Source organism: Bradyrhizobium sp. 62B (assembly GCF_030272265.2).
Lineage (GTDB): Bacteria > Pseudomonadota > Alphaproteobacteria > Rhizobiales > Xanthobacteraceae > Bradyrhizobium.
In genome coordinates this window covers 1,059,762-1,073,645 of the sequence record NZ_CP092841.2, presented here as the reverse complement: position 1 = coordinate 1,073,645, position 13,884 = coordinate 1,059,762, and the positions used below count along the sequence as shown (strand labels likewise).

Genomic DNA, 13,884 nt, shown 5'->3' with positions numbered 1-13,884 from the left:
TTCTTGGCGCATCGCATCCTCATCGTCGACGACGAAGGCCACATCCGCGAGGTCATCCGCGTCACCCTGAAGAAGGCCGGCATGGACGTGATCGAGGCCCGCGACGGCAAGGAGGCGCTTCTCCGCGTCGCCGCCGACAAGCCCGACCTGATCGTGCTCGACATCGGCATGCCCGAGTTCGACGGCCTCGACGTCTGCCGCGAGGTGCGCAAGACCTCCGACGTGCCGATCCTGTTCCTGTCGGCGCGCGACGAGGAGATCGACCGCATCCTCGGTCTCGAAATCGGCGGCGACGACTATGTGACAAAGCCGTTCAGCCCGCGCGAGCTGGTGGCGCGGGTCAATGTCATCCTGCGCCGCCTCAGCCCGCGCAATGGCGAGGCCAAGGCTGGCCCCAGCACGCTCTCCCAGGGCGGTCTGCTGATCGATCCCGAGCAGCACGTCGCGTCCTTTGCCGGCACGCCGCTGAAGCTGACCGCGATCGAGTTCGGCATCCTGCGTGCGTTCCTGACGCGGCCGACCTCGGTGTTCAACCGCGAGCAGCTGATGCGGGCAGCCTATCAGCTCAACATCCAGGTCTCCGACCGCACCATCGACAGCCACATCCGCAACATCCGCGCCAAGCTCGCGGCGCAGAATTGCGAGAGCGTGATCGAGACCATCCACGGCGTCGGCTTCAAGCTCGGCCGCTGCGAGAAAGAGGCATGAGCGCGGCGCCCGACAAATGGCGACCGTCGCTCGCCCTCGTGATCTTCACGGTGCTGGCCACCGTCGTCGTGCTGCCGCTGGTCGGCCTGTTCTTCTTCCGCCTCTACGACAACCAGCTGATCCGCCAGACCCAGGCCGAACTGATCGCGCAGAGCCGCGTGCTCGCGACGATCTATGCGCAGGAGGTCACGGCAAGGCTCGACAACGGCTTGACGCTCGGGCCCGAGGTGCCGCCGAACGTGCTGCCCGACCCCGGCGACCAGGTCACGCCGATCCGGCCCGCGCTCGATCTCACCGCCAACGACCTGCTGCGGCGGCGACCGGATGCGCTGCCCGCGTCCCAGCCCGCGCAGCCCGGCTATGTGGAGATCGGCGCAAGACTGACGCCGATCATCCGCGAGACCCAGAAGGTGACGCTGGCGGGCTTCCGAATCCTCGATCCCCAGGGCGTCGTCATCGCCGGGCGGCAGGAGGTCGGGCAGTCGCTCGCCCATATCGAGGAGGTCGCGGACGCACTGCACGGGCAATACCGCGCGACCTTGCGCAACCGCGTGCCGGACAAGCCGCCGCCGCCGATCTATTCCTTCAGCCGCGGCCTTGGCGTGCACGTGTTCTCGGCGATGCCCGTGATCGTCAACAACCGCGTCGCGGGCGTCATCTACGCCACGCGGACGCCGAGCAACATTTTCGATCATCTCTACCAGGAGCGGGCCAAGTTCGTGCTGGCGGGACTTGCCGTGATCCTCGGCACGATCGCGATCGGCCTGGTGTTCTCGCGCACCATCACCCTGCCGATGCGCGAGCTGATCGACCGCGCCGCCCGGATCGGCCGCGGCGACCGCGAGGCGTTTCGGCCACTGCGGCATTACGGCACGCGCGAGTTCGCCCAGCTCTCGCACAGCTTCCTCGGCATGGCCGAGCAGCTGGCGCGGCGCTCGGACTATATCGCGACATTCTCGGCCCACCTCACCCATGAGCTGAAATCGCCGCTGACCTCGATCAAGGGCGCGGCCGAGCTGTTGCAGGATTCGGTTCAGGGCAAAGCGGGCAGCCTGACGCCGGCGGAGCAGAACACGTTCATCGCCAACATCCTGTCCGACACGCAGCGGCTGGAGGCGATGGCGCAGCGCTTGCGCGAGCTCGCCCGCGCCGAGAGCCTGCCGCAGAACGAGCGCACCGAGCTCGCGCCGGTGATCGCCGACCTCAAGAGCCGGTTTCCGGCAAGTTCGATCGAGGCGAGCGGCCCCCTCGACCGCGCCATCGGCATGTCCGGCGAAAAGGCGCTGATCGTGCTGTCGCATCTCGCCGACAACGCGGTGCGGCACAAGGCGCGGTCAATCCGGCTGGAGGCGAGCTTCGAGCGGACGACCTTGCGTCTGACGGTGAGCAATGACGGCGAACCGATCTCGGCGCCCAACCGCGACAGGATTTTTGACGCGTTCTTCACGACCCGCCGCGACCAGGGCGGCACCGGGATGGGGCTGGCAATCGCACGCGCGGTGATGGCGAGCCATGGCGGCTCGATCAGCCTCAGCCCGACCGATGAGGGGGCCGCCTTCGAGCTTCGGTTTCCAACGGCCTAGATCGCGAACACCCAGGCCGCGACGATGGTGCCGATGGTGACCAGACCGGCGATGGTCCAGCCGGCGGCATATTCCAGTTCGGGGTGACCGGTCGCCCGCATGATCTCTGCCGGATCGGCGGTATGCTTCTGTGCCATGACAGCCTCTCGCACGTTCCTTCCCGCGTCATATGTAAGTCGCTTGGGCCGGCAAAAGGTTCCGTCACGGAAATGCGAGGAATGACGCAGCTCGGATTATTCGCTGAGCCGGAAGCTGGGCCTTCCGGACTTCGCTATATCGACAATTTTATCGAAGCCGCCGTCGAGCAGGATCTTATCGGCCGCATCGCAGCATTGCCGCTCGAGCGTTTCCAGTTCGGGGCGTTCGAGGGCAACCGCCGGGTGGCGTCGTTCGGCTACCGCTATGACTATTCCCTGCAACGGCTGGCCGAGGCGGAGCCGATCCCGGACTGGCTCCTGCCGATCGCGCGGCGGGCCGAGGCGTGGGCGGGGCTGGCGGAGGCCAGCGTCCGGCAGGTGCTGTGCACCGAATACGAGGTCGGTGTCGGCATCGGCTGGCACCGCGACAAGCCGCATTTCGACAAGGTCCTCGGACTGTCGCTCGGCTCGGCCTGCAAGTTCCGCTTCCGCCGCCGCAGCGGCGACACATGGCAGCGCCACACGCTCGAGGCGCAGCCGCGCTCGCTCTACATGATGGACGGCGAGGCGCGCGCGCAATGGGAGCACAGCATCCCGCCGGTCGAGGCGCGCCGTTACTCCGTCACGTTCCGGACCATGAAGCGGACCTGACAGGCCGCCCAAAACAAAACTTCGAAAACAACCCCATGCACAGTAGACCGCCCAGCCGCTTCAAGCCGCGCGGATGGTCGCCAGGAACCTGTCGACTTCGGTCTTCAGCCGATTGCTCTCGATCGACAGCGACTGCGCCGAGGACAGCACCTGAGACGAGGCTGATCCCGTCTCCGACGCGCCGCGCTGCACGTTGGTGATGTTCGACGAGACGTCCTGCGTGCCCTGAGCCGCCTGCTGTACGTTGCGGGAGATCTCCTGCGTCGCGGCGCCCTGCTCCTCGACCGCCGCAGCGACCGCCGCCGAGATCTCGGACAGACGGCCGATCGATTCTCCGATCGTCCCGATCGCGACGACCGATTCCTGTGTCGCTACCTGAATACCAGTGATCTGTTGGCTGATCTCTCCAGTCGCCTTGGCCGTCTGCTCCGCCAGCGCCTTCACCTCGGACGCCACGACGGCGAAGCCCCGACCAGCATCCCCGGCGCGCGCGGCCTCGATCGTCGCGTTGAGCGCCAGCAAATTGGTCTGGCCCGCGATGCTATGAATCAGCTCAACGACGTCGCCAATCCGGGCGGCAGCTCGCGACAATTCGCTGACACGGTCGTTGGTCTGCCGGGCCTGATTGACCGCCTCCGCCGCCATTCTGGCGGAGTCCTGTACGCGATGGCTGATTTCCGTCACTGAGGACGACATCTCCTCGGTCGCCGAGGCGACCGATTGCACGTTGGTAGATGCCTCCTCCGAAGCCGCCGCGACGGCGATCGACAGTTGCTGGGTCGATTCAGCGGTGCTCGTCAACGTTCCAGCGGATGCTTCGAGCTCCGTTGCCGCGCTCGCCACGGTTTCGATGATGTTCCCCACGGCGGCTTCGAACTCGCCCGCCAGCCGGCGCATATCGGCCTGACGCTGGGCTGCTGCGCGCCTCTCCATATCGCGTTGCGCCTCCCGATCGAATCCAAGCTTGGCCTGGAGCGCCTGAAGATTGCGCAGTGCAACCCCAACTTCGTCGTCTCGCTCGACATTGACGCGGCTGTTGAAGACCCCTTGCGCGATCTTCGACATGATGTCGTTCAGATGGCCGAGCGGCCTTGCGATGGCCCGGACGGTCGCCACGGAGAACCAGGCCGCCAAGAGCAGACCAAGGCACAGCGCGGCAATCGCGGCGACTTCCGCAACGAAGAAAGTGCTCTCCGCTGCGTCATACTCGAACTTTGCTTCCTTGACCTGAATCGAGACCAGACGATCCATGTCCACCTTCGCCGCCTGGAAAAGGTCCGCCGCCCTGCCGGTCATGTGGACGTTCAGTTCGTCATATTTTCCGTCGGCCAGCATTGCGAGCGCCGGCTTGAGGCCATGATCGACATACGCGATGCGCTTCGGGGTGAACGACTCCGCGACCGACTTCTCTTCCGGGGTCAAGTAGGTGGACATGTAGTCCGACCAGAGCCTGGTGATCCGTTCGATGTTGGCCGTGATAATACCCTGGACCTCCGAGAGATCGCGGCGGTTACGTCCCTCGATAGCGGATCGCAACATGACGAGCGAATTTTCCTTCATGCGGTCGTTGATCTCGAAGAGCTGGGCCAGAGGAACCGAGCGATCCTCGTAGATCGACTTGGCGCGCTGGTTGACTTCCTTCAACCCCAGCAAACCGACGGCACCGATGACCAGCATCGCGAGAGACAGCACGCCGACCATCGTGGTCAGACGCGCCTTGAAGGACCTCGTGAATGGAGCAAGGACGTCGAAAATCGAGCGCTTGCGGATCATGCCCGCCTCTATCTTGAAGGCGCCCGCCTTCTTCTCCCGGATCGCTGCGTAGACCTGTTCGGCTTGTTCGCGCTGGTCTCGGGGCAGTTTGGTGCGGATGGACATGTAGCCGACGACACGTTCACCTTCCCAGATCGGCGTCGCGCTGGCCATCACCCAATAATAGTCGCCGTTCTTGCGCCGGTTCTTGACGGCACCGGCCCAGGGCTTGCCGCTCTTCAGCGTCTCCCAAAGATTGGCAAAGGCTTCAGGGGGCATGTCCGGATGCCGAACGATGTTGTGCGGCTGTCCGGCGAGTTCCTGTTCAGTGAACCCCGAGGCCTGGACGAATTGATCGTTGAAATAGGTCAGCTTGCCCTTGAGATCGGTCTTCGAGACAATCAGCGTCTCATCCGTGAGCGGATACTCGGTTACGGTAATAGGCAGATTGGTTCGCATCGTTATTTTCCCGGAAAAGCAGGGCGTCGGCCATCGTCAGGTGGCGCCCCGAATTGGAGGAGCAATATCTTGAGATGCGCGACTTCGAGCAAACGCTGGGTGAGTTCGATCCGATCGCTGAATAGCCGACGCATTTCGGGATTGTGAATACGCGGTTCGATGATGCGCGCATGCTGGATGGCAAGTTCGAGTTGGCTGGTCAGTAGGCCGAGCGCATCTCCCGCGCTCGCGCACAATGCGGCTGCCCCAACGTACTTTTTTGAGCCGCAAGGCCCCTTCGGCGCTTCGGCGTCACAACGCTTCGAGCGGAATTGAATGACATTCGCCATGCTGTGTTCCCGCGGCGGAAAATCCGCCGACGAGATCGCTAGTATCCTATTCGAGTTATCAGTGTATTTGACCGATCTACGACACTCTGGCCGGATTCTGTCACACGCGTTAAGGCGGCAGTGGCGTTTGACGGTAATGGGGGCGGCCTTTCTAAGCCTGAGCTAAAATAGCTATCGATAATCGGCAGCGCTTGAGCGCCACGCAGGTCCGCCGGGGACCAAGGCGCACGCTCCGACAGCCTTGGCCGCGATGACTTTGCAACTTGCATTTGGGTGAGCTTCGGACCCTGGCATACCCCGACGAGCGTGGCGCGCCGCGAAATTGCCTCAAGCCGACACAAAACTATAAAGGCGAATTGAAAAGACAGGCCAAACGCGAGAGCCGATATGAGAGCGCAACGCTAGCATCAACATGAAGAATCATCTCGCATTTCTCCTGGTTCTCGCCGCGACGGCAGCTTCCGCCCACGGTCCCTTGCCGGCCCGGCTGCCTCTGCCCTCCGATCTCGTGCAGGCGGGCCTCACCGATTCCGACACCACCGCCGGCGGCACCGCGCGGCTCTGCGAGCAAGTCACCTTCTCGCGCGGCCTGCGCTACGGCGAGAGCGAAGCCAATGTGCTCGATGTCGCCACCAGCGCCACCAAGGCGGACACGCCGCGGCCGGTGCTGCTGTTCGTGACCGGCGACAGCTTCACCGGCGACCGCGCCGCGCCGGAATTGTCGCGCCAGATCCAGGACCAGGCGATGTGCTTCGCCGCGCGCAACGACATGATCGGCGTGCGCGTCAACTATCGCCTGGCGCCCGCGGCGACGTGGCCCGCCGGGGCGACCGACGTGGCGGCGGCGCTGTCCTGGGTTCACGGCAATATCGACCTGTTCAACGGCGACGCCCGCGAGATCGTTGCGGTCGGCTACGGCGCGGGCGCTTTCCATGTCGCCACCCTGCTGGCGCATCCCGAGCTTCAGACCGACCGCGCCGATGTCGCCGCCGTTGTGCTGGTGTCCGGCATCTACCGCGCCGGCAAGGAGGCGAGCGACAGCGAGAAGGCCTATCTCGGCAGCGACGTCAGCCAGTACAACAAGCGCTCGGTTTTCCCGGGCATCCTCAACGTCGATGTGCCGATCGTGCTGGCCTGGGCCGCGGACGATTCCACGGGAACCGTCGCGCAGGGCGAGACCTTGAAGAAGACGCTCTGCGGCGCGGGCCATTGCCCGCGCAGCGCGCTGCTGCGCAGCCGCGACGGCATCGCGAGCGCCTTCGGCCTCGACGGCTCCGGCGACAGCCTGGCCGAGCCGACCTTGCTGCTGGTGCATCAACTGGAGGCGCGGGGACTGCCGTAGCGCCGTCTTGTCCGCGACGCGCTTACGACTCCGACCTTTTGCTGGGCCACAGCCGGTCAACATGCCTGCCGTTTATTCGCCGCGTGCACTCGCCTGAACCCCTGCCAGGCCACACGATTGCCAAACGCTTGACCTAGATCAACCGCCCTGGGTGCGGATTGAGCCGACCTCGTTGGGGGCCAACGACAAGGTGTCGAGCATGCGCGTCACCGGAAAAGTGCTGTTCGTTCTGATCGCCGCTCTCGCCTCGCTGGGAGCGATGTCGCAGCGACGCGCCGAGCAGGCGGCGGACGACAAGGAAATCCGCATCGGCAATGTCATGCCGTATTCCGGACCGCTGTCTGAATTCGGCGCGATCGGCCAGGCGGAAGCCGCTTATTTCGACATGATCAACGCGCGCGGCGGCATCAACGGCCGCAAGATCCGCTTCATCACGCGCGACGACAATTCCGATCCGTCGACCGCGCTGGAGCTGACGCGCAACCTGGTCGAGAAGGACGACGTGCACCTGATGTTCGGCTCGTTCGGCACGCCCGGCAATCTCGCCGCGCGCTGGTATCTGAACGAGAAGAAGATCCCGCAACTGTTCGTCGCCTCCGGCGACGAGGAGTTGAGCCAGGCCAGGGCGTTCCCGTGGACCATGGGCTGGCAGCCGTCGATCCGGTCGGAAGGGCGCATCTACGCCAACTACATCCAGGCCTATTATCCCAGGAAGAAAATCGTCGTGCTCTGGCAGAACGACCAGTTCGGACGCATGCTCTACAAGGGAATCCAGGACGGCCTCGGCGATCTCAACCGCCATGTCCTCGTCGACATCGCCTTCGATATCCGCGACGAGCATCTCGACGGGCACGTTTCCATCCTCAAGCGCGCCGGCGCCGACATCTTCGTCTTCCTCGGCGTGCCGTCGACAGCCTCCAAGGTGATCAAGCTCGCGGCTTCGCTCAACTGGCGCCCGGTCTTCATCGTCAACGACACCTCCGCCTCGATCGCCAATGCGATGGCGCCCGCGGGCCTGGAGAATTCGGCCGGCGTGATCTCGGCGGCCTTCCTGAAGGACCCGAGCGATCCCGCCTGGAAAGACGATCCCGCCATGAAGCAATGGTTCGCCTTCATGGAGAAGTACCATCAGGTCGAAAGCACCAACAACAACGCCGCGGTCTACGGCTATGCCGCGGCCGAGGCGTTGACGCAGGTGCTGAAGCAATGCGGCGACGACCTGTCACGCGAGAACATCATGCGTCAGGCGGCTTCGCTGAAGGGTTACAACCCCTCCGTCGCGCTGCCCGACATCAGGATGAACACCTCGCCGAGCAACTATCTGCCGATCAGGCAGATGCGGCTGGTGCAGTTCGACGGACGGTCGTGGCAGCCATTTGGGGAGGTGATCGAGACGGCATTCACGGAGGGGGCGGCAAGGTGAGATGACGGGGGGCGCGCGGTAACGGGGAGGGTAAGAAGATTCACGCCGGCTTCAGCGAGGCCAGCGCGCTCTCCAGCAGCGCGCGCACCCGCGCGGCATCGCCTGACTTCACCACCGCCGGGTCAAGGTACAGCTCGAGCCCCGGCGCGCGCTCGGTGATGATGCCGCTGTTCTCCCCCGCATCGTTCAGTGCGTCGACCGAATAGGGAATGACCTCGCGGCTGATGCCCTTCATCGTGATCGCCGGCAAAGCGTGGGCGCGAACGATGTCGCTGACGAGGGCAAAAGTCTCGTAGCTCAGCACGATGCCGCCGGGCTCGGCGATCGACTGCAGGCGCGCGGCGAGGTTCGCTTCGGCACCGATGATGGTGTAGTCCATGCGGTCGGAGCTGCCGAAATTGCCGACATTGCAGTAGCCCGAGTTGATGCCCATGCGCGAGCGGAACGGCTGCTCGATGCCGGACGCCCGCCATTTCGCATTGAGCTCGGCAAGGCGCTGCTGCATGTGCCAGGCCATCTGCAGGCAGGCCTGCGCATCGGCGCGGTCGCCCCTGGTCTCGGGATCGCCGAAGAAAATCAGCATGGCGTCGCCGATGAACTTGTCAATGGTGCCGCCATGATCATGGGCGATCGCCGACATCTCCGTGAAATATTCGTTGAGGAGCTGGGTCAGCTGCTCCGGCTGCAGCCGTTCGGCGGTGGCCGTGAAATTCTGGATGTCGGAGAAGAAGATGGTGAGCTTCTTGCGCTCGGTGTGGATGGTGACGTCCTTCTGCCCGGAGAAGATGCTCTTGTAGACCTGCGGCGGGATGTAGCGCGAGATCTTCATCGACAGCGAGGCCAGGAAGTCGTTGGCGGATTCGAGCTCCCGGTTCATGGTCTTGATGCGGCCGGCCTGCCTTCGCTGCAGCGAGAGAAACGAAAGGCCGCTGCCGGCGGCGATCAGGAAATAGGCCAGCAGGAACTTGAACGAGAAGATGTTGGCGGCGATCGGCTGCGCGATGATCACCTCCTGGATGCCTCTGACGTCGCCGACCTTCCAGTCCTTCTTCGGGCTCTCGGGATGGCTGTTGTGACAGCTCACGCAGGCCGGGCCCATCGTGACGGGCGCGACCAGGCGAACCTTGTCCGAGAACAGCGAAGTCTCGGTGTCCAGGATCTTCTGCTCGGGATCCTTGCGGAGCGCGTCGAGCGCGTCCTTCTCGAACTTGTCGAGCTGGTGCGACGCGCGGTTCTGGAACGGGAAGTCCGAGACGAAGCGGTAGGTGATGTTCTCCTGCTGTGCGCCGATGACACGTCCGAGCTCCAGCGACAGCGTCGCCGGAATCGGGATCGCGCCCGGAACGGACTCGTAATTGTGCACCACCTTGGTGGTGCCGTCGGGGTTCGCCAGCACGCGCCCGACCACGTTGGAGGCGTAATAGCTGCGCACGCTCGTGATCACCGAGTTGAGATCGACCGCCTGCCGGCGCAGCGCGGTCTTGGAGAGCTCGGTCAGGTCCAGCCACACCGCGAGCGGCAAGGCGAGCAGCAGGAAGGCGATCACGGCCCCAATGAGGATGCCGTTCTTGAGCTGTTCTTCGGAGATCTCTTGTTTCACGCCATGGCTCCGTTGTGTACCTTTTTGTCGCAAACTCCCGGAATTTGCGGCAAGGAATGCGGCGGCACAGAGCCCAGAAAACGCTGACACACGCAACCCCCTTTCATGGTGATCGGACCGGGCGCCTTTTCGTTTCATGACGAATGTTTAAGATCGGCATCAATCTGCATTGATCGGAGCCAGCGCCCATGACCGAGACCATCCGCATCAAGCGCTTTCACGCGCGTCCCGTGATCGTGCCGATGAGCCTGCCGCTCAAAACCTCGACCGGGGCCGTGGCGAAGGCGCCGCTGGTGTTGATCGACTGCGAAACCGACCAGGGCGCGCGCGGGCACGCTTATTTGTTCTCGATCACGCCGTCGGCCTTGAAGCCGCTGACCTCGATGGTCGCGGAAATGTCAGAGCTGCTCGCCGGCGACGAGCTGCTGCCGTTCGAGATCGAGCGCAAGCTGACCCAGCGCTTCACGCTGCTGGGCCTCGCCGGCCTGCAGCGACTGGCGCAATCCGGCATCGACATGGCGGCCTGGGATGCGCTCGCCCGAGCCAAGGGCCTGCCGCTGGCGCGCCTGCTCGGCGGCGCCCCGAAACCGGTCAAGGCCTACAATTCGAAGGGGCTCGGCATCATGCCGGCGGGCGCCGCCGTGGACGAGGCGCACAAGCTGCTGGCTGAAGGGTTTCGGGCCGCCAAGATCCGCGTCGGCCGTCCCGACGCGCGGGAGGATCTCGCCGTCGTCCGCGCGGTACGGAAAGCCGTCGGCGACGAGGTCACCCTGATGTGCGACTACAACCAGGCGCTCACGGTGACGGACGCCATCCGTCGCGGCGAGATGCTCGACGACGAGGGCCTCACCTGGATCGAGGAGCCGATCCGCCACGACGACCATGCCGGCTGCGCCCGCATCGCCGATGCGCTGCATACGCCTGTCCAGATCGGCGAGAATTTCGACAGTGCGTTCTCGATGCAATCGGCGCTCGCGGCGGAAGCCTGCGACTACGTGATGCCCGATGTACAGCGGATCGGCGGCGTCACCGGCTGGCTGCGCGCCGCCGCGCTCGCGCAGGCTGCCGGCATCGAGATGTCCTCGCATCTGTTCTCTGAAGTCAGCGCGCATTTGCTCTGCGTCACGCCGACGGCGCATTGGCTGGAATATGTCGACTGGGCTGATGCCGTGCTGTCGACGCGCCTCGAGATCAAGGACGGCTTTGCGCTGCCGAGCGAGGAGCCTGGGAATGGGATTGCATGGGACGAGGCGGCGGTCGCCAGATATTTCGTCACATAGCGACGCCTGCTACGATCGAACGGCGGCAATCATGTTCAATTCGACCGGAGCCCCTCGCGGCAACTCGGCGACGCCGACGGACGTCCGCGTGTGGCGGCCGCGATCGCCGAGGCGTTCGATCAGCCGGTCGGAAGCCCCGTTCATGACTTGCGACTGCTGGGTAAATCCAGGCGCTGACGCGACGTATCCCACGACCTGCAGGATTTGAACGATCCTGTCCTCTCCGCCTGTGGCGTGGTTGATGGCGGCGATGCAGAGATCGGCGCAGAGGGCCGCAGCCTCCTGCGCGGCCGCGATATCGACGCCGGCGCCGACCTTGCCTGCACACAGCAGGTCCTCGCCGCGACGGGGTAGCTGGCCGCTGACATAGGCAATTCCACTGTGAATGATGACCGGCAAATAGTTGCCGCCAGGCTTGTTGACGCCGCTCATCTCGGTTGCTCGCCTCTTTTCGCATCGGCAAACGACGCATGGGCATCGTCGCCGTGGTGGACGCGTGGACAATGGCAGGCGGCCCGTCGCGGATCAAGGTCGCGACGCTCCTGCGTGCCGGGGGTGTGGCGGATCGGCCCGACAAGACTTCGCCTTCCGCGCATTGCGCAGCTTGGGCGAGCGCGATAACGATTCTCCATGACCATTTGGCGCCCTCACTCCCATATCCGCGTCGTCGCGCTCGGCCTGCATTGGCGCGGCGGGCGGCTGCTGGCGGCCGAGGTGCGCGATGATGCGGGGCGGATCAAGGGCGTGCGCCCGCTCGGCGGCGAGATCGAGTTTGGCGAGAGCTGGCAGACCGCGCTGGTGCGCGAGTTCAGCGAAGAACTCGGCATCGACGTCGCCATCACGAGCGAGCCGCGGATGATGGAGAACATCTTTGTGCACGAGGGATCGACCGGACACGAGGTGATGTTCATCGCGGAGGTCGCGTTTCCGGACGGCGCATTCGCCGGCCAGGACCGCATCGACTTCCGCGAAGACAACGGCGAAGAGATCGTCGCGCGCTGGTTCGACCTCGCCGATCTCGATGTCGCGGGCGGACCGCACCTCTATCCAACCGGGCTGAAGGGCTTGCTGCTCGGGCGGAAGGATCGGCCCTGAGGGACGCTCTGGCTACCACATCTCCGCGCCGGGGATTTTCCTGCGCACCGCCATGCGCTGGATCCAGAGGCAACGGCGAACGGATCTGCTGGAGCGGCCGACGGCGGAAATCCCCTCGCCGGCCTGAAGCAACGGCGCCACGTTCTGGCGCAGCTCGCGGCAGCGCTGGAGCTCGGCTTGCCAATCGACAATCCCAGCCTCAGCGCGCGGGGCGATCGACGCCAGCAACACCATGGCAGGGCAGATCGCCCTGATCATTGCCTTCATGGCGCTCCACCCTTATCGCGCCGGTAGCGGAAGTCGCAATGATCGGCGCCTTGCATGATCGTCTGCGTGCGCGTGAGCCGGACGTCAGCGCCAAACCCTTCCGCGGTCGCGAAGTCGGCGGTGCAGACCAGCAGGAAGCCGAGCTCCGGCTCGCCCAGCGCCTTGTAGAACTCGGCATAGGCGCAGTGCGTCACATCGAACGCGAAGGCGTCGTGTGACTGCTCGATCACGTCATAGGCGAGTGCGTCGTCGCGGGCGTAGGTTCTGAAGGCCGAGGACACGGCCTTGCCAAGGTCGCTCTCTTTCTTGGCCTTCCAGAATTCCTCGCCAAAGCCGCGATAGAGATCGCCGAGCGCCTTGCGCACCAGCGCGTTGGCCCGCGCCGCGCCGAGCTCGGCCTGCAGCGCCTTGACCAGCGGCACCAGCACCTGCGCCTGGATCTTGGCTTGCTCGATGACGGATATGCTCATGGGCGGTCTCACGTCGGAGACGGCATCGTAGCCCGGATGGGACGCAAGCGTCATCCGGGACGGCGCGATTCGTTCGGAGATACCGAGAAGGCACCTAGGTCCGTCTTCGCTCTGCGAGCTACGCCGGACACGCTTCGCCTTTATTGGGCGTGGTTGCGCCACGCGACGCCTTTTGGCGAAGCGTGGTGGGCACGACAGGGATCGAACCTGTGACCCCTACCATGTCAAGGTAGTGCTCTCCCGCTGAGCTACGTGCCCTAAAAGTCCACTTGGGTCGGGTGGGGTCCCTATAACGGCTCAGGGGACCCGGCGCAAGGACGGAAGGAGGCCTATTCAGGCCGCCAGCATCTTGTTCACTTCGCTGACCAATTCGCGCAGGTGCACGGGCTTGGACAGTACCTTGGCGTTCTTGGGGGCGTCCGAATCCGAGTTCAGGGCGACCGCCGCGAAGCCGGTGATGAACATGATCTTGATGTCGGGGTCGAGTTCCGAGGCCCGGCGGGCAAGCTCGATGCCGTCCATCTCCGGCATCACGATGTCGGTGAGCAACATCTCGAACGGCTCTTCGCGCAGCCGCTGATAGGCGGCCATGCCGTTGTCATGGGACGAGACCTGAAAACCGGCGTTTTCTAGCGCCTTGACCAGGAAACGGCGCATGTCGTTGTCGTCTTCGGCGAGCAGGATCTTTGGCATGGCAGGAATCGTCGCATCCCCAGAGGATATCAGCAGAGGTCACTAAGCCCGACAGAGGGTAAATTTGGGGTGAAAATCTTTACCCTGGGCCGGCT

Annotated in this window: 15 protein-coding genes and 1 tRNA gene; 7 read left to right on the top strand and 9 right to left on the bottom strand. The window is 64.5% G+C overall.

What is annotated here, in order from left to right; all coding sequences use genetic code 11:
- Positions 1-3 precede the first annotated feature (3 nt).
- On the top strand, positions 4-708 hold the full coding sequence (locus ML401_RS05085; RefSeq protein WP_285810340.1) for a response regulator: 705 nt from the start codon (positions 4-6) through the stop codon (positions 706-708).
- Entirely contained in the window at positions 705-2,291 is a 1,587-nt protein-coding gene (locus ML401_RS05080) for an ATP-binding protein (protein ID WP_285810339.1), read from the top strand. The genes ML401_RS05085 and ML401_RS05080 overlap by 4 nt, the downstream gene beginning before the upstream one ends.
- Here the strand turns inward: ML401_RS05080 and ML401_RS05075 are convergent.
- Positions 2,288-2,428 (bottom strand): hypothetical protein, encoded by a 141-nt coding sequence (locus ML401_RS05075; protein WP_164718835.1) that lies wholly within the window; start codon positions 2,426-2,428, stop codon positions 2,288-2,290. The two genes, ML401_RS05080 and ML401_RS05075, sit on opposite strands and share 4 nt — an antisense overlap.
- An 81-nt stretch (positions 2,429-2,509) precedes the next feature.
- Here ML401_RS05075 and ML401_RS05070 point away from each other — a divergent pair, with 81 nt between their 5' ends.
- Positions 2,510-3,079 carry an alpha-ketoglutarate-dependent dioxygenase AlkB gene (locus ML401_RS05070; RefSeq protein WP_285810338.1) on the top strand — a complete coding sequence of 190 codons (570 nt, stop codon included), beginning with the start codon at positions 2,510-2,512 and terminating at the stop codon, positions 3,077-3,079.
- A gap of 60 nt (positions 3,080-3,139) precedes the next feature.
- Here ML401_RS05070 and ML401_RS05065 read toward each other — a convergent pair whose 3' ends face one another.
- Positions 3,140-5,290 (bottom strand): methyl-accepting chemotaxis protein, encoded by a 2,151-nt coding sequence (locus tag ML401_RS05065; RefSeq protein ID WP_285810337.1) that lies wholly within the window; start codon positions 5,288-5,290, stop codon positions 3,140-3,142.
- A gap of 2 nt (positions 5,291-5,292) precedes the next feature.
- Positions 5,293-5,619: a hypothetical protein gene (locus tag ML401_RS05060; protein WP_211418596.1), complete on the bottom strand. Its 327-nt coding sequence runs from the start codon at positions 5,617-5,619 to the stop codon at positions 5,293-5,295.
- Between the two features lie 412 nt (positions 5,620-6,031).
- On the opposite strand from ML401_RS05060, the gene ML401_RS05055 reads away from it, so the two are divergent.
- Positions 6,032-6,961, top strand: a complete 930-nt coding sequence (locus ML401_RS05055; RefSeq protein WP_285810336.1) for an alpha/beta hydrolase — start codon at positions 6,032-6,034, stop codon at positions 6,959-6,961.
- A gap of 199 nt (positions 6,962-7,160) precedes the next feature.
- Entirely contained in the window at positions 7,161-8,384 is a 1,224-nt protein-coding gene (locus ML401_RS05050) for an ABC transporter substrate-binding protein (protein WP_285812629.1), read from the top strand.
- Positions 8,385-8,424: 40 nt separating this feature from the next.
- Here ML401_RS05050 and ML401_RS05045 read toward each other — a convergent pair whose 3' ends face one another.
- On the bottom strand, positions 8,425-9,984 hold the full coding sequence (locus ML401_RS05045) for an adenylate/guanylate cyclase domain-containing protein (RefSeq protein WP_285810335.1): 1,560 nt from the start codon (positions 9,982-9,984) through the stop codon (positions 8,425-8,427).
- A 188-nt stretch (positions 9,985-10,172) separates the two neighbouring features.
- Between ML401_RS05045 and ML401_RS05040 the strand changes: the two genes are divergently transcribed.
- Positions 10,173-11,264, top strand: coding sequence for an enolase C-terminal domain-like protein (locus ML401_RS05040; protein WP_285810334.1), 1,092 nt, complete (start codon positions 10,173-10,175; stop codon positions 11,262-11,264).
- Between the two features lie 9 nt (positions 11,265-11,273).
- Here ML401_RS05040 and ML401_RS05035 read toward each other — a convergent pair whose 3' ends face one another.
- A complete protein-coding gene (locus ML401_RS05035; protein ID WP_211418599.1) occupies positions 11,274-11,696 on the bottom strand; it encodes a RidA family protein in 423 nt (140 codons plus the stop codon).
- 198 nt (positions 11,697-11,894) lie between these two features.
- Between ML401_RS05035 and ML401_RS05030 the strand changes: the two genes are divergently transcribed.
- Positions 11,895-12,359 (top strand): NUDIX hydrolase, encoded by a 465-nt coding sequence (locus ML401_RS05030; RefSeq protein WP_285810333.1) that lies wholly within the window; start codon positions 11,895-11,897, stop codon positions 12,357-12,359.
- A 12-nt stretch (positions 12,360-12,371) separates the two neighbouring features.
- On the opposite strand, the gene ML401_RS05025 is transcribed toward ML401_RS05030, so the two are convergent.
- The 4 genes from ML401_RS05025 to cpdR form a co-directional block, all read right to left on the bottom strand.
- On the bottom strand, positions 12,372-12,617 hold the full coding sequence (locus tag ML401_RS05025; protein WP_259217474.1) for a hypothetical protein: 246 nt from the start codon (positions 12,615-12,617) through the stop codon (positions 12,372-12,374).
- A 5-nt stretch (positions 12,618-12,622) separates the two neighbouring features.
- On the bottom strand, positions 12,623-13,096 hold the full coding sequence (locus ML401_RS05020; RefSeq protein ID WP_211418601.1) for an L-2-amino-thiazoline-4-carboxylic acid hydrolase: 474 nt from the start codon (positions 13,094-13,096) through the stop codon (positions 12,623-12,625).
- A gap of 183 nt (positions 13,097-13,279) precedes the next feature.
- A tRNA-Val gene (locus ML401_RS05015) sits at positions 13,280-13,354 on the bottom strand.
- A gap of 75 nt (positions 13,355-13,429) precedes the next feature.
- Positions 13,430-13,789 carry a cell cycle two-component system response regulator CpdR gene (cpdR, locus tag ML401_RS05010; protein ID WP_007597092.1) on the bottom strand — a complete coding sequence of 120 codons (360 nt, stop codon included), beginning with the start codon at positions 13,787-13,789 and terminating at the stop codon, positions 13,430-13,432.
- Positions 13,790-13,884 lie beyond the last annotated feature (95 nt).

Bases quoted from the DNA above. Each gene is read 5' to 3' on its own strand.
- ML401_RS05080 (WP_285810339.1), top strand. From the start codon at position 705: ATGAGCGCGGCGCCCGACAAATGGCGACCGTCGCTCGCCCTCGTGATC.
- ML401_RS05075 (WP_164718835.1), bottom strand. From the start codon at position 2,428: ATGGCACAGAAGCATACCGCCGATCCGGCAGAGATCATGCGGGCGACC.
- ML401_RS05070 (WP_285810338.1), top strand. From the start codon at position 2,510: ATGACGCAGCTCGGATTATTCGCTGAGCCGGAAGCTGGGCCTTCCGGA.
- ML401_RS05065 (WP_285810337.1), bottom strand. From the start codon at position 5,290: ATGCGAACCAATCTGCCTATTACCGTAACCGAGTATCCGCTCACGGAT.
- ML401_RS05060 (WP_211418596.1), bottom strand. From the start codon at position 5,619: ATGGCGAATGTCATTCAATTCCGCTCGAAGCGTTGTGACGCCGAAGCG.
- ML401_RS05055 (WP_285810336.1), top strand. From the start codon at position 6,032: ATGAAGAATCATCTCGCATTTCTCCTGGTTCTCGCCGCGACGGCAGCT.
- ML401_RS05050 (WP_285812629.1), top strand. From the start codon at position 7,161: ATGCGCGTCACCGGAAAAGTGCTGTTCGTTCTGATCGCCGCTCTCGCC.
- ML401_RS05040 (WP_285810334.1), top strand. From the start codon at position 10,173: ATGACCGAGACCATCCGCATCAAGCGCTTTCACGCGCGTCCCGTGATC.
- ML401_RS05035 (WP_211418599.1), bottom strand. From the start codon at position 11,696: ATGAGCGGCGTCAACAAGCCTGGCGGCAACTATTTGCCGGTCATCATT.
- ML401_RS05030 (WP_285810333.1), top strand. From the start codon at position 11,895: ATGACCATTTGGCGCCCTCACTCCCATATCCGCGTCGTCGCGCTCGGC.
- ML401_RS05025 (WP_259217474.1), bottom strand. From the start codon at position 12,617: ATGATCAGGGCGATCTGCCCTGCCATGGTGTTGCTGGCGTCGATCGCC.
- ML401_RS05020 (WP_211418601.1), bottom strand. From the start codon at position 13,096: ATGAGCATATCCGTCATCGAGCAAGCCAAGATCCAGGCGCAGGTGCTG.
- cpdR (WP_007597092.1), bottom strand. From the start codon at position 13,789: ATGCCAAAGATCCTGCTCGCCGAAGACGACAACGACATGCGCCGTTTC.